Origin of the sequence: Tenacibaculum piscium, from assembly GCF_021390755.1 — a bacterium.
Lineage (GTDB): Bacteria > Bacteroidota > Bacteroidia > Flavobacteriales > Flavobacteriaceae > Polaribacter > Polaribacter piscius.
Genome location: NZ_JAJGWR010000002.1, coordinates 345,494 through 368,124 on the forward strand (window position 1 = coordinate 345,494; position 22,631 = coordinate 368,124).

Annotated in this window: 24 protein-coding genes and 1 tRNA gene; 12 read left to right on the plus strand and 13 right to left on the minus strand. The window is 30.9% G+C overall.

Annotation, left to right across the window (positions count from 1 at the left end; genetic code table 11):
- Positions 1–29: 29 nt before the first annotated feature.
- The 5 genes from L0U72_RS05650 to serS all read left to right on the plus strand — a co-directional run bounded on the left by L0U72_RS05650 (position 30) and on the right by serS (position 4,880).
- Positions 30–1,571, plus strand: coding sequence for a glycine--tRNA ligase (locus L0U72_RS05650; RefSeq protein WP_233898630.1), 1,542 nt, complete (start codon positions 30–32; stop codon positions 1,569–1,571).
- A gap of 119 nt (positions 1,572–1,690) precedes the next feature.
- Positions 1,691–1,942, plus strand: coding sequence for a hypothetical protein (locus L0U72_RS05655; protein WP_233898631.1), 252 nt, complete (start codon positions 1,691–1,693; stop codon positions 1,940–1,942).
- A 64-nt stretch (positions 1,943–2,006) separates the two neighbouring features.
- The gene (locus tag L0U72_RS05660; protein ID WP_101918413.1) at positions 2,007–2,933 is read left to right on the plus strand and encodes a bifunctional riboflavin kinase/FAD synthetase; all 927 of its coding nucleotides are present in this window, start codon (positions 2,007–2,009) and stop codon (positions 2,931–2,933) included.
- Between the two features lie 358 nt (positions 2,934–3,291).
- Positions 3,292–3,519, plus strand: coding sequence for a helix-turn-helix domain-containing protein (locus tag L0U72_RS05665; RefSeq protein WP_159459605.1), 228 nt, complete (start codon positions 3,292–3,294; stop codon positions 3,517–3,519).
- Between the two features lie 86 nt (positions 3,520–3,605).
- Positions 3,606–4,880 carry a serine--tRNA ligase gene (gene serS, locus L0U72_RS05670; RefSeq protein ID WP_233861729.1) on the plus strand — a complete coding sequence of 425 codons (1,275 nt, stop codon included), beginning with the start codon at positions 3,606–3,608 and terminating at the stop codon, positions 4,878–4,880.
- 221 nt (positions 4,881–5,101) lie between these two features.
- On the opposite strand, the gene L0U72_RS05675 is transcribed toward serS, so the two are convergent.
- From L0U72_RS05675 to L0U72_RS05685, 3 genes are all read right to left on the minus strand, one after another.
- Positions 5,102–5,779: a response regulator transcription factor gene (locus L0U72_RS05675; protein ID WP_233861726.1), complete on the minus strand. Its 678-nt coding sequence runs from the start codon at positions 5,777–5,779 to the stop codon at positions 5,102–5,104.
- A complete protein-coding gene (locus L0U72_RS05680) occupies positions 5,748–7,580 on the minus strand; it encodes a tetratricopeptide repeat-containing sensor histidine kinase (RefSeq protein WP_233898632.1) in 1,833 nt (610 codons plus the stop codon). The genes L0U72_RS05675 and L0U72_RS05680 overlap by 32 nt, the downstream gene beginning before the upstream one ends.
- A 190-nt stretch (positions 7,581–7,770) precedes the next feature.
- A complete protein-coding gene (locus tag L0U72_RS05685; RefSeq protein WP_233861722.1) occupies positions 7,771–8,298 on the minus strand; it encodes an RNA methyltransferase in 528 nt (175 codons plus the stop codon).
- Positions 8,299–8,362: 64 nt separating this feature from the next.
- On the opposite strand from L0U72_RS05685, the gene mutS reads away from it, so the two are divergent.
- From mutS to L0U72_RS05710, 5 genes are all read left to right on the plus strand, one after another.
- Complete coding sequence (gene mutS, locus L0U72_RS05690) at positions 8,363–10,972, plus strand: DNA mismatch repair protein MutS (protein ID WP_233898633.1); 2,610 nt, start codon at positions 8,363–8,365, stop codon at positions 10,970–10,972.
- A 25-nt stretch (positions 10,973–10,997) separates the two neighbouring features.
- Complete coding sequence (locus L0U72_RS05695; RefSeq protein WP_101918420.1) at positions 10,998–12,314, plus strand: MATE family efflux transporter; 1,317 nt, start codon at positions 10,998–11,000, stop codon at positions 12,312–12,314.
- Between the two features lie 79 nt (positions 12,315–12,393).
- Complete coding sequence (locus tag L0U72_RS05700; RefSeq protein ID WP_101918421.1) at positions 12,394–13,170, plus strand: enoyl-CoA hydratase/isomerase family protein; 777 nt, start codon at positions 12,394–12,396, stop codon at positions 13,168–13,170.
- Between the two features lie 31 nt (positions 13,171–13,201).
- Positions 13,202–13,393, plus strand: a complete 192-nt coding sequence (locus L0U72_RS05705; protein WP_193700250.1) for a hypothetical protein — start codon at positions 13,202–13,204, stop codon at positions 13,391–13,393.
- A 106-nt stretch (positions 13,394–13,499) separates the two neighbouring features.
- Complete coding sequence (locus tag L0U72_RS05710) at positions 13,500–13,952, plus strand: 6-pyruvoyl trahydropterin synthase family protein (protein ID WP_101918422.1); 453 nt, start codon at positions 13,500–13,502, stop codon at positions 13,950–13,952.
- Positions 13,953–14,191: 239 nt separating this feature from the next.
- Here L0U72_RS05710 and L0U72_RS05715 read toward each other — a convergent pair whose 3' ends face one another.
- From L0U72_RS05715 to L0U72_RS05735, 5 genes are all read right to left on the minus strand, one after another.
- Complete coding sequence (locus L0U72_RS05715) at positions 14,192–14,947, minus strand: LVIVD repeat-containing protein (protein WP_233898634.1); 756 nt, start codon at positions 14,945–14,947, stop codon at positions 14,192–14,194.
- A 5-nt stretch (positions 14,948–14,952) separates the two neighbouring features.
- Entirely contained in the window at positions 14,953–15,438 is a 486-nt protein-coding gene (locus tag L0U72_RS05720; protein WP_233861718.1) for a hypothetical protein, read from the minus strand.
- 116 nt (positions 15,439–15,554) lie between these two features.
- The gene (gene pth / locus L0U72_RS05725; protein WP_233898635.1) at positions 15,555–16,121 is read right to left on the minus strand and encodes an aminoacyl-tRNA hydrolase; all 567 of its coding nucleotides are present in this window, start codon (positions 16,119–16,121) and stop codon (positions 15,555–15,557) included.
- Between the two features lie 103 nt (positions 16,122–16,224).
- On the minus strand, positions 16,225–16,809 hold the full coding sequence (locus tag L0U72_RS05730) for a 50S ribosomal protein L25/general stress protein Ctc (protein WP_233883094.1): 585 nt from the start codon (positions 16,807–16,809) through the stop codon (positions 16,225–16,227).
- 25 nt (positions 16,810–16,834) lie between these two features.
- On the minus strand, positions 16,835–17,776 hold the full coding sequence (locus L0U72_RS05735; protein WP_233897544.1) for a ribose-phosphate pyrophosphokinase: 942 nt from the start codon (positions 17,774–17,776) through the stop codon (positions 16,835–16,837).
- A 164-nt stretch (positions 17,777–17,940) separates the two neighbouring features.
- Here L0U72_RS05735 and L0U72_RS05740 point away from each other — a divergent pair.
- Positions 17,941–18,022, plus strand: a tRNA-Leu gene (locus tag L0U72_RS05740).
- A gap of 64 nt (positions 18,023–18,086) precedes the next feature.
- On the opposite strand, the gene L0U72_RS05745 is transcribed toward L0U72_RS05740, so the two are convergent.
- From L0U72_RS05745 to L0U72_RS05755, 3 genes are read right to left on the minus strand one after another with little or no spacing between them, the layout of a single operon-like run.
- A complete protein-coding gene (locus tag L0U72_RS05745) occupies positions 18,087–18,398 on the minus strand; it encodes a hypothetical protein (protein ID WP_233898636.1) in 312 nt (103 codons plus the stop codon).
- Positions 18,388–18,762, minus strand: a complete 375-nt coding sequence (locus L0U72_RS05750) for a hypothetical protein (RefSeq protein WP_233883100.1) — start codon at positions 18,760–18,762, stop codon at positions 18,388–18,390. The genes L0U72_RS05745 and L0U72_RS05750 overlap by 11 nt, the downstream gene beginning before the upstream one ends.
- Before the next feature lie 43 nt (positions 18,763–18,805).
- Positions 18,806–19,138, minus strand: coding sequence for a hypothetical protein (locus L0U72_RS05755; protein ID WP_101918430.1), 333 nt, complete (start codon positions 19,136–19,138; stop codon positions 18,806–18,808).
- Positions 19,139–19,540: 402 nt separating this feature from the next.
- Between L0U72_RS05755 and rimK the strand changes: the two genes are divergently transcribed.
- The gene (rimK, locus tag L0U72_RS05760; RefSeq protein ID WP_233883102.1) at positions 19,541–20,911 is read left to right on the plus strand and encodes a 30S ribosomal protein S6--L-glutamate ligase; all 1,371 of its coding nucleotides are present in this window, start codon (positions 19,541–19,543) and stop codon (positions 20,909–20,911) included.
- 126 nt (positions 20,912–21,037) lie between these two features.
- On the opposite strand, the gene L0U72_RS05765 is transcribed toward rimK, so the two are convergent.
- Positions 21,038–22,153 (minus strand): NTP transferase domain-containing protein, encoded by a 1,116-nt coding sequence (locus L0U72_RS05765; protein WP_233898637.1) that lies wholly within the window; start codon positions 22,151–22,153, stop codon positions 21,038–21,040.
- 1 nt (position 22,154) lies between these two features.
- Entirely contained in the window at positions 22,155–22,631 is a 477-nt protein-coding gene (moaC, locus tag L0U72_RS05770) for a cyclic pyranopterin monophosphate synthase MoaC (RefSeq protein ID WP_233898638.1), read from the minus strand.

Genomic DNA, 22,631 nt, shown 5'->3' on the forward strand with positions numbered 1-22,631 from the left:
AGTTTAAATACTTATTTTATTTTTGTAAGATGGCAAAACAAGAAGATCAATTTAAAAAAGTAATATCACACGCAAAAGAATATGGTTATGTATTTCAATCTTCTGAAATTTATGACGGATTAAGTGCGGTGTACGACTATGCTCAAAATGGCGTTGAGTTAAAAAAAAATATTAGAGATTATTGGTGGAAAGCAATGGTGCAAATGCACGAAAACATTGTAGGAATTGATGCATCTATTTTGATGCACCCAAACACATGGAAAGCCTCTGGGCATGTCGATGCGTTTACCGATCCGTTAATTGATAATAAAGATTCAAAAAAACGATACAGAGCCGATGTTTTAGTAGAAGATTATTGTGCTAAAATTGAAGCTAAAATTGACAAAGAAGTTGCAAAAGCTCAAAAACGATTTGGAGACTCTTTTAATAAAGATGAATTTTTAGCAACCAATGGACGTGTTTTAGGCTATCAAGAAAAAATTAATACCATTTTATCTCGCTTAGGAAAATCTTTAGAAAAAGAAGATTTAGCCGATGTAAAATTATTAATTGAAGAATTAGCCATCGCAGACCCACTTACTGGTTCTAAAAATTGGACAGACGTTAAACAATTTAACTTAATGTTTGGGACAAAATTAGGCGCTTCTGCAGAATCTGCAATGGATTTATATTTACGTCCAGAAACAGCACAAGGTATTTTTGTAAACTTCTTGAATGTGCAAAAAACAGGAAGAATGAAAATTCCTTTCGGAATCGCACAAACAGGAAAAGCATTTCGTAATGAAATTGTAGCTCGTCAATTTATTTTTAGAATGCGTGAATTTGAACAAATGGAATTGCAATTTTTTGTAAAACCTGGAACGCAAAAAGAATGGTACAATACGTGGAAAGAAACCCGCTTAAAATGGCATTTATCGTTAGGAATGGGTACAGAAAATTATCGTTTTCATGACCACGAAAAATTAGCACATTATGCCGATTCGGCAGCTGATATTGAATTTAAATTTCCCTTCGGATTTAAAGAATTAGAAGGAATTCATTCCCGTACCGATTTCGATTTAAAAGCACATGAAGATTTTTCAGGAAAGAAATTACAATATTTCGACCATCAAGAAAATAAAAGCTATACGCCTTATGTCGTAGAAACTTCTATCGGATTGGATAGAATGTTTTTAGCTGTTTTTTCAAATTCGCTACAAGAAGAAACCCTAGAGAACGGAACAACCAGAACCGTATTGAAATTACCCGCAGTTTTAGCACCTGTAAAAGCCGCTATTTTACCACTAGTTAAAAAAGATGGTTTGCCAGAGGTTGCTCGTGAAATTATGCACGATTTACAATGGGATTTTAATGTTTCTTATGATGAAAAAGATGCCGTTGGTCGTCGTTATCGTCGTCAAGATGCCAATGGAACACCATTCTGTATCACCGTAGACCACGATACCTTACAAGATAATATGGTTACCATTCGTCATCGAGATACCATGGAACAAAAAAGAGTGCCTATTTCAGCATTGAAAAATATTATTGAACAAGAAGTTGCCGTGAAAAATTGGTTGCAAAAAATGTAAAGATACGCTCAATTAAAAATAACATATAATCAAAAATCCTATCATTCATAAGATGATAGGATTTTTATATTTTTGTCAAAAGTATCTTCCAAAATTAAAATCAAACTAAAATTAAACTAATGAAAACAATCCTAAAAATATTATTCATCATCTTTTTACTTTGGATGCTTACAGGTGCCTATTTTTTAAATACAGAACACCTAAAAGCACCTATTATAATGGGACTTGGCGTTTTATATATGGCATTTATATTGATGCCCTTATTTATTTTTTATCGCTATAAAGATGGAAAATATAAAAAATATGTCATCAATACAGGACAACAAGTAAAAACTACTCAAAAGACAACAGGAAAAATATCAGAAAAATAAAAAAAGTTAAATAAACAGTATCGAAGCTCTTTTACAAAACGTATTTTTGCTCAAATTTATTATCTTGAAAATTATCCATTCCATTTTTGATTTTAAACCAACTCAAAAAACAATTGTAACTATTGGAACTTTTGATGGCGTACATATCGGACATCAAAAAATAATTCGAGAATTAGTTGCCGAAGCAAAAGATTTTGATAAAAAATCAGTGCTTTTAACTTTTTTTCCGCATCCAAGAATGGTATTGCAAAAAGATGCTACTATCAAACTTATCAATACCATTGATGAACGTGCCGAACATCTTGAAAAATTAGGACTCGATTATCTAATTATTCACCCGTTTAGCAAAGAATTTTCAACACTTACAGCACTCGATTTTGTACAGAATATCTTGGTAAAACAATTTAATACTTCCAAATTAATTATCGGATATGACCATCATTTTGGTAAAAATAGAGAAGGAAATATTACCCAATTAACCGAATATTCGCATTTATACGACTTTACAGTCGAAGAAATTCCTGCACAAGATATTGACCAAGTTTCCGTTAGTTCTACCAAAATTAGAAAAAACTTAGCCGATGGACACTTAAAAACTGCCAATAATTATTTAGGATATCCGTTTTCTTTATCAGGAAAGGTAGTTCAAGGAAAACAATTAGGTGGGAAAATCGGGTTTCCTACCGCAAATATCGAAATTCCTGAATCCTATAAATTAATTCCGAAAAAAGGCGTGTATGTTGTTAGCGCAATCATTCAAAATAATACCGTTTTTGGAATGATGAACATCGGAAATAGACCAACCGTTCATGGAAAAAATCAAACTATTGAAATCCATTTCTTCGATTTTAAAACCGATTTATATCATCAAAATATAACCGTCGAATTATTGTACTTTTTAAGAGAAGAACAAAAATTCGATTCGCTAAATGATTTAGTTATCCAACTTGAAAAAGATAAAAATACAAGCCTCGAATATCTGAAAAAATAAACTTGAAAAATTACGCCAAAAGCTACGTTAATAAGAACGCCCTCCCTGAACATCTAAATTAAAAATAACTTTTAAGCGTAATTTCGGGGGAAATAAGACCATTTACACTTCTTTTTTAAAGAATTTCTATCGAAAAATATAATTTTATTTAAAATAAAAAGTTGCGTTAAGAGCTAAATTTTAATATACACCCTTCACGATATAAAAAATAACAAGATAACTCTTAGACGCAACTCTTAGATAATCTTAAGTAATCTTTAAAAAAATATTTAAAGCAAATTTAAAGCATTGGTACTAGAGTAAAATGACATAGTTGTCATTATATTTTAAGATGTTTTTAAGAATTTTATGTCAAAAAATGATACTCTCCAAAGAAGAGATAATCCTAAAAAAAATGGTGCTTTGTCTTAAAATATTACGTGATAAAAATGGAATTAGTTCTAATGATTTTTATATTGATACAGGTATTCATTTAGCTAGAATTGAACAAGGAAGAACCAATATAACCATACTCACACTCGAAAAAATATGCGATTACTTCAATATAACCATGTTAGATTTTTTTATCATGCTCGAACAAATTTGAACAAATCAGCAAAAAACATCACTAAAAAACAGGTTGTTTAATTCTACGGCTTCTTATATCTTAGCAATTCTTAAAAAAGATAAAAGATGTTACAGGTTCAGTTTATTAGAGACAACAAACAAGTTGTTTTAGACGGTTTAGCAAAACGTAATTTTGCCAATGCCGAAACAATTATTAATCAAGTATTAACTTTTGATGAAACACGTAGAGCTACGCAGGTTTCTTTAGATAATGTATTAGCTGAATCAAACAAAATATCCAAAGAAATTGGTGGTTTCTTTAAAACAGGCGAAGTTCAAAAAGCCAACTTATTAAAAGAAAAAACAGGGCAATTAAAAGAAGAATCTAAGCAATTAACCGAAGCGTTAAATAACGCCAGTAATTCATTACAAGAAGTATTATATCAAATTCCGAATATTCCGCACGCATCAGTAAAAGCTGGAAAAAGTGAAGAAGACAATGAGAAAATTTTTAGTGAAGGAATTATTCCTGATTTAGGTGAAAACGCTTTACCTCACTGGGAATTAGCCAAAAAATATGATATCATCGATTTTGAATTAGGAACAAAAATTACCGGTGCAGGTTTTCCTGTTTATAAAGGAAAAGGGGCTCGTTTACAACGTGCTTTAATCAACTATTTTTTAGATAAAAATACCCAAGCTGGCTATAAAGAAGTACAAGTTCCACATTTAGTGAACGAAGCTTCAGGAATCGCCACAGGACAATTGCCAGACAAAGAAGGACAAATGTATCATGCAACTGTTGATGATTTATATTTAATCCCAACGGGAGAAGTGCCGATTACCAATATCCACAGAAATGATTTACTAAAAGAAACCGATTTACCGATTAAATATACAGGTTATACGCCTTGTTTCCGTAGAGAAGCTGGTAGTTATGGTGCACACGTTCGTGGATTAAATCGTTTACATCAGTTTGATAAAGTAGAAATTGTTCGCATTGAACATCCTGATAATTCGTACCATGTTTTAAGCGAAATGGTCGAACATATTAAAGATATTTTACGCGATTTAAAATTACCATATCGTATTTTACGTTTATGCGGTGGCGATACAGGTTTTACATCGGCTTTAACTTTCGATTTCGAATTATATTCAACTGCTCAAGAGCGTTGGTTAGAAATTAGTTCGGCTTCAAATTTTGAAACATATCAAGCAAATCGTTTAAAATTACGTTTCAAAAATAAAGATGGAAAAAGTCAATTTGTACACACTTTAAATGGAAGTTCTTTAGCCTTGCCAAGAGTTTTAGCAGGAATTTTAGAAAACTATCAAACAGCCGACGGAATTAAAATTCCAGATGCCTTAGTACCTTATTGTGGTTTTGATAAGATTGACTAAATTTAATTATAAATAGGATTCTTTTAAAATAAAAGGATTAAAAAAACTATCAGAATAAATCTGATAGTTTTTTTAATCCTTTTCTCTTTCTTTAATCTTTTTTTCTTTCTTTTTCAGAATATTTTCCCAAATAAATGTTAAATTCTTTTACAAATATACAAGGACTTTCTTTACTTAAAAAGGGGTTTACCGCAATAAAAAACGCAGATTACCGCAATATTCTAATCTAAAACACCTAATTCTTTTGCTTTTAATACTAAATCAGTATTATTATGCGCTTGTAAATCTCCTCGGAGTTTTGCTAATTTGGCTTCTATTGATCTTATTTTAACTAAAGATCCATCTGTTTTTTTTATAAATCCTTCTAAATTTATAATTTTAGCATGTTTTGGCAATTCTTTTAAAATTTGAATAGCAACCTCATCCATTTGAATTTCAATTAAAGCTCTTTTTAATAATTTCTGATGTATTTCATGTGTATAATACACCTCTCCTTTTACTATTTTTTTAATAGCAAATGTTAATTCATCTGTATTACAATTTCCTTTTAAAATATACGCACTAGGATTTAAATTATGGATAACATTAAAAACCCGATTGGTTTCAGAATGCCCTGTAATAACACCTGTTTTAATATCAATATTTTCTTTTTGAAGAGCTTTTATCAAAGCTTCGCCACCATCTAATGCCGTACTTCCTGCTGTATCATCGAAACTTAAATCAGTAAAAACAATATCAAAAGGCGTGTTATGAATTGCTGTTTTTATTTTAGAAAAAGCTTCATCGCAACAATTAGTGGTTTCTATAACTAAATTATTAATATTTTTTAGGCAGGAAAGTATGCCTTCGAGTATTAATTGATGATCATCAACTAAGAGTATTTTTATTGGTCCAAGCATTTAGGGGGATTTGAATAGTCGTTAAGGTTCCAACGCCTACCTCACTTTTTATATCTAGAGTTCCGTTTAACTCTTCAATACGTTCTTGTAGATTTTGTAAACCAATTCCTTTTTTGTTGATCTTGGCATCAAAACCAATACCATTATCTTCCATTTGCAAAAATACATGATTCTTATGCATCACAAAAGTTATTATTACTTTACTCGCTTTTGCATGTTTTTTACAATTCTGTATTGTTTCACGGATACTTAAATACAACAATCTGTTGATAGCATCATTTAGTGCTTCCCAGTTATTTTCTTGTAAACCTGTAACGGTTATTCTAAAATTGAGTTCAAAATAATCACTTACTAAATTAATTATTTGGTCTTTAAAGGACACTTTACCAAAACTAACACTACTTAATTGATGTGATAAATTACGTACATTTTCTTTTACGTCATCTAACTTTTGAGCTTCATCCAATAAGTTTGATTTCTTTAATTTTTGATGTAATAAACGTAAATCTCCTGCAACTTCGTCGTGTAATGATTTTGCAATTTGTTGTCGTTCATCTTCTCTAGCGGTTATTCTTTCTAATTGCGCTTGATATAATAGTTTTCTTTTTCTATAAAAATAAAATAAAACACTGCTCATAAATAATAATAAACCAGTCGCCGCAACTAATCGACCAATAGTTCGTTGTTGTTTATGATATACTATTTCTAGTTGTTTGCTTTTATTTTCTGTTTTTAAAACCGTATTTTCTTTTTCTTTTTTATCAGTTTCATACCTAATTTTAGCAAACTGATTTTTTAATCGACGTTCTTTTTCAAATAAACTGTCGTTAAGTTGTATATATTCTTCTAAATATTTTTTAGCTTCTTGTCCTTTATTAAGGTCTGATAAAAGTTTTAAACATTCTAAGACGATTTTATTATTTCTTGTTTTTCTAGCTAATTTTAAACCTGTTTTTGCATGTTTTTTTGCTAGTGCATCATTTTTGTTTTTTAGATATGCTTCTGATAAAAAAGCGTGAGAAAAACTTTCTGAGTAGGCATTTTTAAGTTTTTTTCTACTTTCTAAAACTATTTTATAACCTTCTATTGCTTTTTTGGTATCGCCTTGTAGAAAATAAATGGACGATAAGTTTCCTAAAAAAGATTGGTAATTTTTAGGATATTTTATTTCTAAACTATCAGTACGTAAGCCTTGTTCAAACAAGGAAACTGCTTTTTTATAATTACCTTGATCTTTATAAGTCATGCCTATATTGTTCAAAAGGTTTAAGTAATTTTTTTCTCTTTTGCGTTTTATCTTATTGTACTTCGCGATATTCTGTGCTTTATGATAATAGGCTCGGGCTTCTTTTGGTCTTTTTAAACTCGCTAAGGCATTTCCTAAGGTTTGATATAACGAAATTAAAACGCGATATTTCTTCAAAGGTTCTACATATTTTAAACCTTCAACCGTTGTTATTTCACAGCCTAAAAAGTCGAGTTCTTTTACCTGAATAATTGCCATAGACAAAAGCCTTCTGCCTATTTCGGCAGAATCTTTTAAAGCGACAGATATATTTTTTGATTTATGATAATAGTAAAAAGTACTATCTAAATTATTTTTTATTTTATGGTTTAAAGCGGCAAAATGATATGCTTTTGCCAAAGAGAAAGAGTCTTTTTTTATACCATAGTGTTTTAGTAATTTATTTTTTGAGAATGTTAAACCTAAGGTGTCTTTACTAAAATAACTTTGTTTACCATAGGCTATGCTTGTTTTCTTTAAAAGGGAATCTTTCTTTAAATCATTTGAAAGTATCACTGCTTTTTTAAGGTATGATAACTTCCTTATTCCTTTTGCATTGTTTAAATAAAAAGAAATAGAATCTTTTTGCTCTTGAGAGCAAACAAAAAAGGGAGTAAATAGTAAGAAAAAAATAAGAATTTTTTTCATAAGATAAAAGAGTTCTCTATTTTAAGTAAGATACAATATTTATTTTTCAGAAAAAAAACTAAGACATTTTCTGAAATAAATCCCAAATTACAATGCCTGTTGTAACCGATATATTTAAAGAATGTTTGGTTCCTAATTGTGGAATTTCGATACAAAAATCGGAAGCAGAAACCACTTCTTGTTGCACGCCTTTTACTTCATTTCCCATAACAAGGGCATATTTCTGATTTGCTTCTGGAGTAAATTCATTAAGCATTGTACTATTTTCAGCTTGTTCGATGGCTAGAATTTTAATATTTTCTTTTTTAAGTTTTTCAACGACATCGAATGTATTTTCAACATATTCCCACGCCACGGATTCGGTAGCTCCTAAGGCGGTTTTATGAATTTCTTTATTTGGTGGCGTTGCTGTAATGCCGCAGAGATATATTTTTTCAATCAAAAAAGCATCCGAAGTTCTAAAAACTGAACCTACATTATTTAAACTACGAATATTATCTAGAATTACAATAATCGGTGTTTTTTCAGTTTCTTTAAATTCAGCCACGGTAATTCTACCTAATTCATTATTTTTTAGTTTTCTCATAAAAAATCTTACCTTTAAAATCGAATATTTATCTTCGCAAAACTAATTTAAAAAATCTAAAAAATTGGCAAAAACAACGGCAAAAAAGGTAACGCCACTGATGCAACAATATAACGGAATTAAGAAAAAATATCCCGATGCGATGTTACTATTTCGTGTGGGCGATTTTTACGAAACCTTTGGAGAAGATGCCGTAAAAGCATCCAGTATTTTAGGAATCACCTTAACAAAAAGAGGTGCTGGAAGCCAAAGTGAAACGGCTTTGGCAGGATTTCCGCATCATTCGTTGAATACCTATTTGCCAAAATTAGTAAAATCAGGATTACGTGTGGCGATTTGCGACCAACTAGAAGATCCGAAGATGACAAAAACCATCGTAAAACGAGGTGTTACCGAATTAGTTACCCCAGGAGTTGCTTTAAATGATGAGGTTTTACAATCGAAATCAAACAATTTTTTAGCAGCGGTACATTTTGGTAAAAAATTAATAGGCGTTTCTTTTTTAGATGTTTCTACGGGAGAATTTTTAATTGCAGAAGGAACTCAAGAATATATCGATAAACTTTTACAAAATTTTTCACCAAGTGAAGTTTTGGTTGAAAAAAAATACAAACAACAATTTTCAGAAATTTTCACCGATCGGTTTCATACTTTTTATTTAGAAGATTGGGTTTTTCAAAAAGATTATGGAAATGATGTTTTAAACAATCATTTTAAGGTTAAAAACTTAAAAGGATTTGGTGTAGAAGAACTCCAACAAGGTATTATTGCTGGTGGTGTGGCAATCTATTATTTATCAGAAACACAGCACGATAAAGTTGCACACATACAATCGATCAGCAGAATTGCAGAAGATAAATATGTATGGATGGATCGGTTTACCGTTAGAAACTTAGAATTATATGGCGGAAATTCGCCAAATGCCGTTACTTTATTAAGCGTTATCGACAAAACAATTTCGCCAATGGGCGGACGTTTATTAAAACGTTGGCTTGCCTTACCTTTAAAGGATTTGGTACAAATAAAAGAACGTCATGAGTTGGTACAATTTTTAATTGATAACGAATCTTTTTTTGAAACGGTAACGTATCAATTAAAACAAATTGCCGATATCGAACGCTTAATCTCAAAAGTGGCTACCGCAAAAGTATCGCCAAGAGAAGTTGTTTTATTAAAAAACTCCTTAAAAGCCATTCTTCCGATAAAAATAACCGCAGAAAAAAGCAACAACAAAACCGTACAACAAATAGGTACACAATTACATGCTTGTCAAGAATTAATTGCTAAAATTACCACCGTTCTTTTAGAAGATGCGCCCGTAAATATTAACAAAGGAAATGCTATTGCAAGTGGCGTTTCTGATGAATTAGATGAACTTCGAAATATCTCGAATTCAGGAAAAGAATATTTAGAAAATATGTTGGCTCGTGAAACCGAAAGAACAGGAATTACCAGTTTAAAAATTGCTTTCAACAATGTTTTTGGCTATTATATTGAAGTTCGAAATCGATTTAAAGACCAAGTTCCACAAGAGTGGATTCGCAAACAAACCCTTGTAAATGCCGAACGATATATTACCGAAGAACTCAAAGAATACGAAACTAAAATTTTAGGTGCAGAAGAAAAAATTCAGCAAATAGAAACCGAAATTTTTTCAAAATTAGTCCATTTTATTATTGATTTTGTAAAACCTGTTCAACAAAATGCTCAAAATATTGCCCAAATAGATGTATTATTATCCTTTGCAAAATTAGCCATGGATAATGCGTATGTCCGTCCAGAAATAGATGAAAGTACTGATATTGATATCAAAAAAGGACGACATCCTGTGATTGAAAAACAACTGCCCATGGGCGAAGAATATATTGCCAATGATGTTGTTTTAAATAGAGAAAATCAACAAATTATTATGATTACAGGCCCGAATATGTCGGGTAAATCAGCAATTTTACGCCAAACAGCTTTAATTGTTTTGTTAGCACAAATGGGAAGTTATGTCCCTGCAAAAAGCGCCAGAATTGGACTTGTTGATAAAATTTTTACCCGAGTGGGCGCAAGCGATAATATTTCCATGGGAGAATCTACTTTTATGGTGGAAATGAACGAAACTGCATCAATTTTAAATAATATATCGGAACGTAGTTTGGTGTTATTAGATGAAATTGGGCGTGGAACTTCTACCTATGATGGAATTTCAATTGCGTGGGCTATTGCCGAATATTTACATGAACATCCATCGAAAGGTAAAACATTATTTGCCACGCATTATCATGAATTAAATGAAATGACTACGACATTTAAACGTATCAAAAACTTTAATGTATCGGTTAAAGAATTGAAAGATACTATTATTTTCTTGCGAAAATTAGTGGAAGGAGGAAGTAATCATAGTTTTGGAATTCATGTTGCAAAATTAGCAGGAATGCCCAATTTAGTCATCAGCAAAGCTCAAGAAATTCTAAAAAAATTAGAAGAAAATAACGCCCAAAAAGAAGTTAAAGAGGTTTTAAAAGATACGCAACAAGAAAATATGCAAATGAGTTTTTTTCAACTAGATGATCCATTATTAGAAGATATTCGAGATGAAATTTTAGCGACCAATATCGATACTCTTACGCCAATCGAAGCCCTGATGAAACTCAATGAAATTAAACGAATGCTTCTCAAAAAATAATTTCTTTAATAAAAGCTTTTAACAAATGCCACAAGATATTAGTTTTAAAAGGATTAATAAATTAGCTTTTCCTGCCTTAATCGCAGGCGTTGCCGAACCTTTATTATCCACCACCGATTTAGCAATTGTAGGAAATATTCCTATAAATGCCACCGAAAGTATTGCGGCTATTGGAATTGTAGGCGCTTTTTTATCAATGCTAATTTGGGTTTTTGGACAAACACGTAGTGGAATTTCTTCCATTATTTCGCAATATGTAGGAGCGAATAAATTAGCAGAAGTTAAAAATTTACCCGCACAAGCAACGGGTATTGTGGTACTAACAAGTTTGGTAATTTTAGGAATCACGTATCCATTTGCCAAAGAAATTTTTGAATTTTACAATGCTTCAGGAACTATTTTAAACTACGCAATCGAGTATTATAAAATACGTGTATTCGGTTTTCCATTTACACTGTTCGTAATTGCCGTTTTTGGCACATTTCGAGGACTTCAAAATACATTGTATCCAATGCTTATTGCGATTGTTGGAACGGTGGTAAATATTGTGTTAGATATTATTTTTGTCTATGGAATTGAAGGCTATATTCCTGCGATGAACATTACAGGAGCCGCCTACGCAAGTGTCATTGCTCAAATTATTATGGCATTGGTATCGGCATATTTATTACTGACAAAAACCGAAATATCCTTAAAATTTACACTTCCTTTTAACAAAGAAATCCCAAGGTTTATCAACATGATTTTAAACCTTTTTGTTCGTACAATAGCCTTAAATACTGCCCTATATTTTGCCACCTCCTACGCTACTTCCTACGGAAAACAATATATTGCTGCCTATACTATCGGGCTAAATATATGGCTAATGGGCGCCTTTATGATTGATGGATATTCATCAGCAGGAAATATTTTATCAGGAAAATTATTAGGAGCAAAAGCACATGCATCATTACTGAAATTAGGAAACAATTTATTACTTTACGGCTTTGTATTCGGTGTGTTTTTAGCTATTATTGGATTTGTTTTTTATGATTTTATAGGAACTATTTTCACCAAAGAACAAGCTGTATTAGATGCTTTTTATAGTACTTTTTGGATTATTCTAATCATGCAACCTATTTGTGCTATCGCTTTTATTTATGATGGAATGTTTAAAGGAATGGGAGAAATGAAGTATTTACGAAACGTATTATTACTCGCAACAGCACTTGTTTTTATTCCTGTTTTGTTCTTTTTCGATTCGTTGGATTATAAATTATATGCCATTTGGATTGCTTTTTATGCCTGGATAGTTGCTCGTGCAATTCCGTTGATTTTTAAATTTAGAAAAAGATTTTTATAAAATTATCAAAAGGCAAGTTTACTAAGATAATAACTTCAAAATAAATAATATAGCGTACATTGAACATAAAATCATAAAAATGACAACAACGACCACCACACGAGAAAACGGAAGTTTATATACACATATTGAAAATAATATTGCGACTATTGAATTTGGACATCCTGCAAGCAATTCACTTCCAAGAGAATTATTACAGCGTTTGGCAAATGAATTTAATAGTTTATCAAAAAATAATGACGTAGCAATTATCATTTTAAAATCGGAAAGCGAACGTGCTTTTTGTGCGGGTGCTTCTTTTGATGAATTAATCGCCATTGAAACGCTCGAACAAGGCAAAGAATTTTTCTCAGGATTTGCCAACGTACTCAATGCCATGCGTTGTTGTTCAAAATTAATTATTGGGCGTGTTCAAGGTAAAACCGTAGGCGGTGGCGTTGGATTAGTAGCAGCTTGTGATTACGTTTTTGCCACCGAAAATGCCAGTATTAAATTATCAGAATTAAGTATCGGAATTGGTCCTTTTGTGATTGCTCCTGCCGTTACTCGTAAAATAAATATAAGCGGTTTAGCCGAATTAACCCTCGATGCAACAAGTTGGAAAAATGCCTATTGGGCAAAAGAAAAAGGATTATACGCTCGTGTTTTTGAATCTATTGATGATTTAGATAAAGAAGTTGAAATTTTTACAGAGAAATTATCCTCTTATAATTATGAAGCCTTATCAGAAATGAAAAAAACTTTGTGGATTGGTACAGAACATTGGCAAGAATTATTACTCAAAAATGCTGAAATATCAGGAAAATTGGTTTTATCCGAAGCAACTAAAAAAGCCTTATCAAAATTTAAAAAATAAAATTTAACAAGCCAAAATTTAAAAAATAAAAATGCGTTTACTATTCTTATTTCAAGAAACAAAAAACATCCTAAATACCAAAAATCCAAAACCAGGACAGGAAATTGCAAGATGGCTTTATGAACATCCAGCTGTTTTTTTAGGAATAGGTGTGCTTATTTCCGTAGGTTTCGTATGGATTATTACTAAAATTGCAAAACAAATTCGTACTTTCGGCGAATAAAAAATTAAATTATGGGTGGAGATTATTTATTTGCCATTTTAGCAGCAGGAGTAGCAATCGTGTATTTTTATAATAAATACAGAGCAAACAAAAAATTTAAGAGATAGTGAATAATATTAGAATAACAAAGCAGTTTACTTTTGAAACAGGACATGCATTATACGGATATGATGGAAAATGTAAAAATGTTCACGGACATAGTTATAAACTTTTTGTAACCGTTACAGGACAACCTATTTCAGATAGTTCCAACGTGAAATTTGGTATGGTAATCGATTTTGGTGATTTAAAGAAAATTGTCAAAGAAGAAATTGTTGATATTTTTGATCATGCAACCGTTTTTAATCAAAATACACCACATATCGAATTAGCCAAAGAGTTAAAAGATAGAGGACATCACGTTATTTTGGTTGATTATCAGCCAACAAGTGAAATGATGGCGATTGATTTTGCTAAAAAAATTAAAGATAGGCTTCCTGAAAATATTAAGCTTCACGCAATAAAATTACAAGAAACCGACAGCAGTTTTGCCGAATGGTTTGCAAGTGATAATCAGTAAGAATTAGGTTGAAATATAAAATAAAAAGCGCTATAATTATATAAAATTATAGCGCTTTTTTTGTTTAAGAGCTTGTTTAAAAATCAAATAAAAGCCAAATTATCGTCATGCTGAATTTATTTCAGCATCGCATAAGGCTAAGAACTACGGCAAATCAGGATGCGAAACTGAAATAAATTCAGTTTGACGGATTCGATTTCCAGCTATAAAACGTTTTTAAATGAAATTTAAACAAATACTTAAAAAGTAAAAGTACTTATTTTAGTGAATTTTGCAATATTCGTGGCATCTAATTGATATTGATCAATGCTGTTTTCAGAAATAATAAACGCATGATTATTTCTGATAATAATATCTAACGCGCCTTTTGTCGTAATTTCATCAATATATTTAGAGTCTTTTGGGTTTGAAACATCAAAAATTTTAACCGTATCATCACAAACTAATAAGTAATTATCGGCATATAAACTTAATCCTTTAGGTTGTTTTAAACCTCTATTGTTTAATAATATTGGATTTTTTATATCGGTAATATCGTAGGTTTTTAATTCATTTACCGTTCCCTGACAACCCGAATTACTGTGCAAGGTTACATACGCATTTGTGCCATTAGCAACCACAGGATCGCAGGAAGTAAAATGATTCGATTGCGCTAATTTTTTAGGCAATTCTTTGTTTGTAATATCATAAATAAACATCGCATTTTGTGAACCGATGAATAAATAATTATCAAAACTAAATAAGGTTTCAATATTAAAGCCGACATCAATCGTATTTACTTTTACAGGATTTTTAGAGTCTGAAATATTAAAAACAGTTAATTTATAAAAATCAACGGTGTATAAATAAGCATCTTTTAAAATAAAAGTAGCTAAAGAACCACCCATTCCATCACCTGACGAATTGCTTGAAACATCGTTATTGCTCGAATCTTGACTGCAAGAAATTGTAAGCGTCAAAATAGCTATAATTAGTAGTGTATATATCTTTTTCATCGCCTTTATTTTTGTGTCCAATTAACAATAATTTCTTCATTTTTAACCGATTCATAAAAACCATCTGGTGATTCTAATTTCGGAAAAACATTTTCTAATCGTTTATTAATCTTGAAATTAAAGGTTTTCAAATCAATACTTAACGAAACTAAATCGGTTGCTTGGTTGATAAAAAAAGTATTGTTTCTGATAGCAATATCGGTTGCGCCTGGTATTTTTAAAAATTTCTTTTTGATGGGATTTTTTGGATCTGAATTATCAAAAATATGAAAGCCTTTTCTTTTATCGTTGATAAAAATATAATTGTCAAAAATGTAAATTTTAGACGATTCACTCATTACTTCTGCATCTTGAAAAACAATAGAAGTGTTTAAATCAGCTCTTTTGATAATTACAGGTTCGTAGGATGATTTAAAACTTTCACCTCCTACACAGCCAGTATCAAAACAACTAGAAAAGATTAAAAAAGAGAATAGTAGTAGTATTTTCATAGTCAAGTATTTAGACATCAAAAATAATACTAATTTTTAAAAAACAACTCTTTATTTATAATAATTATAAATAATTTTTATCAAAAAATAAGCCTAGAAAATAATATATTCTAAGTTTATTTGCCGTTAAATTCATTCATGGTATTTGCCATTCCTCCCGTGATAAAAGAAGTAACAGCGTTTACAGAAGTTGGAATACGTTCAATTAATTCACTTTCTTCCTCTTTGCTCCATTGTCCTAAAACATAATCTACTTGACGACCTCTGCCATAATCGGCCCCAACTCCGAAGCGAAAACGTGGATATGCGCCTGTATTAAATTTTGCTTGAATATCTTTTAAACCATTATGTCCGCCTGAACTTCCTTTTGGTTTGATGCGAAGTTTTCCGAAATCAATATTCAAATCATCGGTGATTATTAATAGGTTTTCAACTTGAATATTTTCTTGTTGCATCCAATACATAACCGCTTTTCCACTTAAATTCATATAAGTACTCGGTTTTAAAACGATGACAGTTTTTCCTTTGATTTTTAGTTTTGCAATGTCACCTAATTTTTCGGTTTCAAAATTAGCATCGTGTTCTTTTACAAAAGCATCGACTATTTTAAAACCTATATTATGACGTGTATTGTGGTATTGTTCTCCAATATTTCCTAAACCTACAATTAAAAATTTTTTCATCAGAGTTATTTCTAAAAAATGTTAACATTAAATTTCAAAAATAGAAAAAGCGTTACACATAATGTAACGCTTTTTTTATTTATAGTAAAACTATAGCATGTTTTTAAGCTTCTGCTTCATCTCCTTCTGCTGCTGCTTTCGCTGCATTACGAGACATACGTACTTGGGCAACTACAGTGTTATCTGGGTGTAATAAGGTATACTTATCATTTCTTAACTCAGTAACATATAATTTACTACCAATTGCTAATTCAGTAATTTCTGCTTCAATAAAGTCAGGTAAATTAGCTGGTAACGCTTTTACTTTTAACTTACGTAAGTTGTGACGTAACGCCCCTCCTAACATAATACCTTTTGCTACTCCTACTAAATGTACAGGAATATCCATCGTAAGTTCTTTATCATCAAATATTTGATAAAAATCTACGTGTAAAATAGCATCGGTTACAGGGTGAAATTGGATATCTTGTAAAACAGCATTATATTTTACACCATCTAATTCAATCGTAGCAGTAAATACATCTGGAGTAAATACTAAAGGCTTGAATAATTTTTCAGTTGCTGAAAAGTGTACAAGCTCGTCTCCTCCGTATAATACGCAAGGAACCTTTCCAGCATTACGTAAGGCTTTTGTTGCTTTTTTACCTACGCTTTCTCTTTTTGATCCGTTGATTGTAATTGATTTCATTACTTTGTTTTTATTAATTAATTATTTACATTAAAAATTCATCGCTAATTGACACGTTATTATGAACTTTACGCATCACATCAGCAAATAAAGAGGCGCAATTTACCACTTTTATTTTAGACACACTCTTTTTTAATGGAATTGTATTTGAAACAATCAATTCCGTTAACTTAGAGTTTTGAATTCTTTCGTACGCATCACCTGAAAGAATAGGATGTGTACAAATTGCACGCACACTTAAAGCACCTCTTTCCATCATTAAATCGGCAGCTTTGGTAAGCGTTCCTCCTGTGTCAATCATATCATCCACAAGAATTACATTTTTACCTTTTACCTCGCCAATTAATTCCATGTAAGCGATTACGTTGGCTTTTTGACGTTGCTTATAACAAATTACTACATCACTTTCTAAAAATTTAGAATACGCATAAGCTCTTTTTGAACCACCCATATCAGGTGAAGCAATGGTTAAATTATCTAATTTTAAGCTTTTTACATATGGAAGGAAAATAGTAGAACCAAATAAATGATCTACAGGTTTTTCAAAAAATCCTTGAATTTGATCTGCATGTAAATCCATAGTCATAATTCTGGTAGCACCTGCTGATTCTAGTAATTTTGCCACTAATTTAGCACCAATAGCTACACGAGGTTTGTCTTTTCTGTCTTGACGTGCCCATCCAAAATAAGGCATCACAGCGGTAATATGCCTTGCAGAAGCACGTTTAGCTGCATCACACATCAATAACATTTCCATTAAATTATCTGCTGATGGAAACGTAGATCCAATCAAAAATATTCTTCTTCCTCGAATAGATTCTTCAAACGCTGGTTGAAATTCACCGTCGCTAAAATGTGTTGTTGTTACATTTCCTAGTGGTATTCCGTACTCTTTAGCAATTTCTTTAGCAAGTTCTGTACTTTGTGAACACGCAAAAATTTTTGGACTTAATTGATCTATAGGCATTTAGAAAATATTCTTTAAAGTTAATGTTGTTGTTAGTGCAAAAGTAAAACTATTTTAAGAGTTTAAAAGTTATTTTAGCCGAATTAATTAAAAAAAATTATAGATTTGCATACCTAAAATTACCTTATTTTATTTCGATAAAATTTATCAGATAAAATAATAATGCTCGAGTGGCGGAATTGGTAGACGCGCTGGATTCAAAATCCAGTTTTTTCGGAAGTGCGGGTTCGATTCCCGCCTCGAGTACAAAAAAAATCGAGAATTTCTTCTCGATTTTTTTGATTTATACTTCTTAGTTTTTTTTAAATATTTAATTACTTCCTAATTTTAGAGCATCCAAAACATTGTCATATCTAGGAGTAAAAAAGAAATCTTCTAATATTTTCTTGATATCTCTTTTTTGAGGCGCAGGAGTTTCTTTCTTTTCTGAGATTATATTTGCTGTTATTTGGGGAGCAATTTCTTCTATTATTTCTGAAATTATAGGTTGTTTTATTTCAGGAATAATTTGTAAAACTTTGCGTTTATAAATATCTTGATACAAAGTTATATAATTTGTAAACTCGCTATCAAAAGTATATTTTTTTATGTTTACATCGTTATATACATCACTATAGTTCATTATCTAATTCTTTTTTGTGGCGACTTAATAAGGTTCTGGTAAGTGCTAAATTTGCCTTTTTAGAATCTACCGCTAAATAAATAAAATAGTCACCAGTTGGCGATAAATTAATAATATGTATTTGATTTTCTAAATTAAAGTAAACATCTTTGATGTCCTCCCCCAATCCTAAGGTACTGATTGCTTTACGCTTTGCATTGATTATCTCTACATTATAAGCACAGGCTAAAGCAGGATCAAAATCAGCCTGAGAAGAATGTGAAATAAGTGATTCTCCAGAAGCCATTTCAGCAATACTAATTGCGATATATCCAGGAATATCTTCTCTTACATTTTTAACTAAATTATCTAAAATTTGTTGCATTTTTTTTTGGTTTTTTGGTTTATAGTTTATTTATAGTCTAATCTTAAAATTCTTTCTTTAGCGTAATTTCTAGCAATCCTGTATTTATTTTTTTATCTGATAAGAAAAATAATATATAGCCATTATGTTTAACAATTAATATATTTTCATCATCCGATTTTAGCCTGATTTGTTTTAAAACAGTGTTAAAAAAAGTATTAAAAAAATGATTACTCATATTAAAAATAAGCGTTTGAAACACAATCATTTTATCTTGTAAATCTCCTAAATCATTTTCTTTAGGATAAAAATCAATCACCTCAGCTTCTCCATTTTCTTCTTTTAAAAGAAAGATTGCTTTTGATGCTGTTTTTTTTAAAAGTTCTTTTAAATCCAATTTTTAATTATTTAGTATATGCCAAATCTACAGCATTAAAAAGAACTAATTATTGAACGATACTATTCAATTATAGCACGATAGTTCTTTTATCTACATTTTTTAAAACATCAAAAAAACAACTAAAATACTAAAAATCAATAAGATAATTAAAAATATAAGAACTTAACAACCAATAAACATTGCACAATAATATGCTATAAAATAACCATTGAATTATCAATTAAAATAGTTGTTAAAGCATCAATAAAGAGATTTTTGTTTCAAAAAAAATGAAAATAAACGTAAATTAATTGTTGGTTATTTTTTTTTTTAAAGGAAGTTTTGTATTTTAAAAATCATTATTATTGATACCTAGAAATAAAAAAAAAATTAACCATTTACTTTAAATAAGATATTACATTGAATAATTTAAAAATAGTAGGAAGCGAAGAATGGTGTTCGTTCGAAAATTTTAGTATTCCAGCCATAAAAGCACGAGTAGATTCAGGTGCAAAAACCTCCTCGATACAAGCAAATAATATCACTCCTTTCTTTAAGGGAACTGAAGAATGGGTTCGTTTTGAGGTAAATCCATTACAAGAAAATAGAAGTATCAGTATTGCTTGTGAATCAAAAGTACATGCAAAACGTTCTATTAAAAGTTCTACTGGAATATCCGAAGAACGCCTTGTAATAAAAGCTCCTGTAACTTTAGGTGAAGCTACTTTTGATATCGAATTAACCCTTGCCAACCGAGATTCTATGGAGTTTCGAATGCTATTAGGACGTGAAGCCTTGTCAAACGGTTATTTAGTAAATCCATCAGAAACATATTTGCTTCCAGCCTTTAGTGAAGGAGATATTGATGAAAAATACGCTGCTTTTAAAAAAGAAAAAACAGGTTTAAAAATAGCCTTATTAGCCAGTAATCCTTTGTTATTTAGCAACAAACGTATTATGGAAGCAGGGCGTGCAAGAGGACATGAAATGGTCTTTTTAAATGTGCAGCAAGCCTATATGAAGTTTGATGCCAAAGAACCTCAAATACGCTACAGAGGCGGAAATATTATAGATGAATTTGATGCGATTATTCCTCGTATTAAACCCTCAGTAACCTTTTATGCCTGTGCTTTAATCCGTCAATTTGATGCGATGGGCGCTTATTGTTTAAACTCTGCGGATGCAATTAATCAATCAAGAGATAAATTATTAGCGACCCAATTATTTGCTAAAAACGATATCCAAGTTCCTATTACAGGTTTTGCAAATTCACCTTTAGATACTAAAGATTTAATAAAAATGGTAAACGGAGCACCGCTAATCATTAAATTATTAGAAAGTACCCAAGGAAAAGGCGTTGTTTTAGCAGAAACCACCAAAGCCGCAGAAAGTGTAATTAACGCTTTTAAAAGTGTTAAAACCAATATTCTTGTTCAAGAATTTATCAAAGAAGCCAACGGACAAGATTTACGCTGTTTTGTAGTGAACGGAAAAGTGGTAGCATCGATGCAACGACAAGCAGAAAAAGGGGAGTTTAGAGCAAATATTCATCAAGGAGGATCGGCATCTAAAGTTAAAATTACTTCCGAAGAACGAAAATTAGCCATCAAAGCAGCAAAAGTTTTAGATCTTCCTGTAGCAGGAGTCGATATTATACGCTCTAACAAAGGACCTTTATTATTAGAGGTAAATTCATCACCAGGATTAGAAGGTATTGAAGCGGCAACAGGGTTAGATATTGCCAATATTATGATTGAAGCTATTGAAAGAAAGCTAAAATTCAAGAATTAAAGAGGCACATTAAAAGCTAAAAAGTAAACAAATTCAAATCAACAGCCCATCTTATTAAGATGGGCTGTTTTTAGTTATAAAATTTTTATTAGAAGCAATTTCCCGCTTTGCGCACTCGCTTTTTTGCTAAATTTCAAGCATTTTTTTTGCCATTTCAAACTCTTCAGGCGTGTTAATATTTCGAATCAAATCATCATCAACTTCCACTATTTCAATATCAGAATTAATTAACATTTTTCGAGGGCATGAATATCCTTGAGCAATATATTGCAATAATTTAGTGTATGCTTTTGGCTCATAAATAGTAATTAAAGGCTCAGGAAACTCCCTGTTTTTTCCTTTAATAGCCGTAGCTATTTTACTAGGATTTCTTTTTTCTAACAATAATTTAATAAGCGATTTATCAACAAAAGGAACATCCGTAGCAAGTACCAACCAAGCCGAATTAGGGTCTTTTTGAAAGGCAGAACAAACCCCACTAAAAGGGCCTAAATTTAAAAAAGTATCCTGAATTTCATCCGAAGAAGCTTGTACCGAAGAAGCTTGTACCGAATAAAAAGTTTCTAAAAGAGTACTTTCTAACAATTCTTTAGCGTGTTGTTTTTGCGGTTTTCCGTAATATTCCAACACCGATTTATCCGTTCCCATGCGGGTACTTTTTCCGCCAACCAAAACCAAACCTTTTACAGGTGCAATATGTTCTTTGATTACATTTTCAATATGTTGTGTAATTTTATCAATTTCATCAATTTCGTAACAAGTTATATTTTTTATCTGTGGAAATTTTTCAAGTAAGCAATCAAAATAAGGAACATCCGAAGTACGTTTTATAATAAATTGAATGTTGGTTATTTGGTCTAATCTTTTTTCAATAGACGCTTCTTTTTCGGTATCTAAAATTAAAATTTGCTTGGCTCCTTGATAATGATTTCCGTTGATAAACACCAAATCATGATTTATAAATTGCAAGCGTTGTTCAAATTTATTAACAGAACTTGTGGTCTTAATTTCTAAATTTCCTTGCTGATGAAACGTGTATTCGGTTAGTGTATTTTGAGCAACATCTTTGGCATGAGAAGCATCAAAATAGGCTAAATTATAATTTGATAATTTTAAAGAAACATTCTGTACTAAATTGGCAATTATACCGCAATTTGTTCCTAAAATAGCTACTTCATTTGTAGCGAAAGTATCATTTTGTTTTTTAGTAATTTTTGCGTGTTTTTGATGTTTTTTCTCCATTTTAAGCGCTTTTAATATCAGATTTACCACCAGTTTTTTCTAGTAACTTTATTTCTTTAATAATCATTTTTTGATTGATCGCCTTACACATATCATAAATGGTTAAACAAGTTGCCGATGCGCCTGTTAAAGCTTCCATTTCCACGCCAGTTTTTCCTTCGATAGTAACTTTACAAAACACTTCTAAATGTTCATTATCAATAATATTGATGTCAATATCTACGCCGTTAATTAATAAAGGATGACACATGGGAATAATATCTGACGTTTTTTTTACCGCTTGAATCCCTGCAATAATTGCCGTTTGAAAAACAGGTCCTTTTTTGGTGATTACATCATTATTTTTAAAATGAGCAATAATTTCTGAACCCAAAAACATGGTTGCTTTTGCAATCGCAGTTCGTTTGGTAATTTTTTTATCAGAAACATTGACCATTTTAGGTTGATTCTGCTCATTTATATGGGTAAAGTTGCTCAT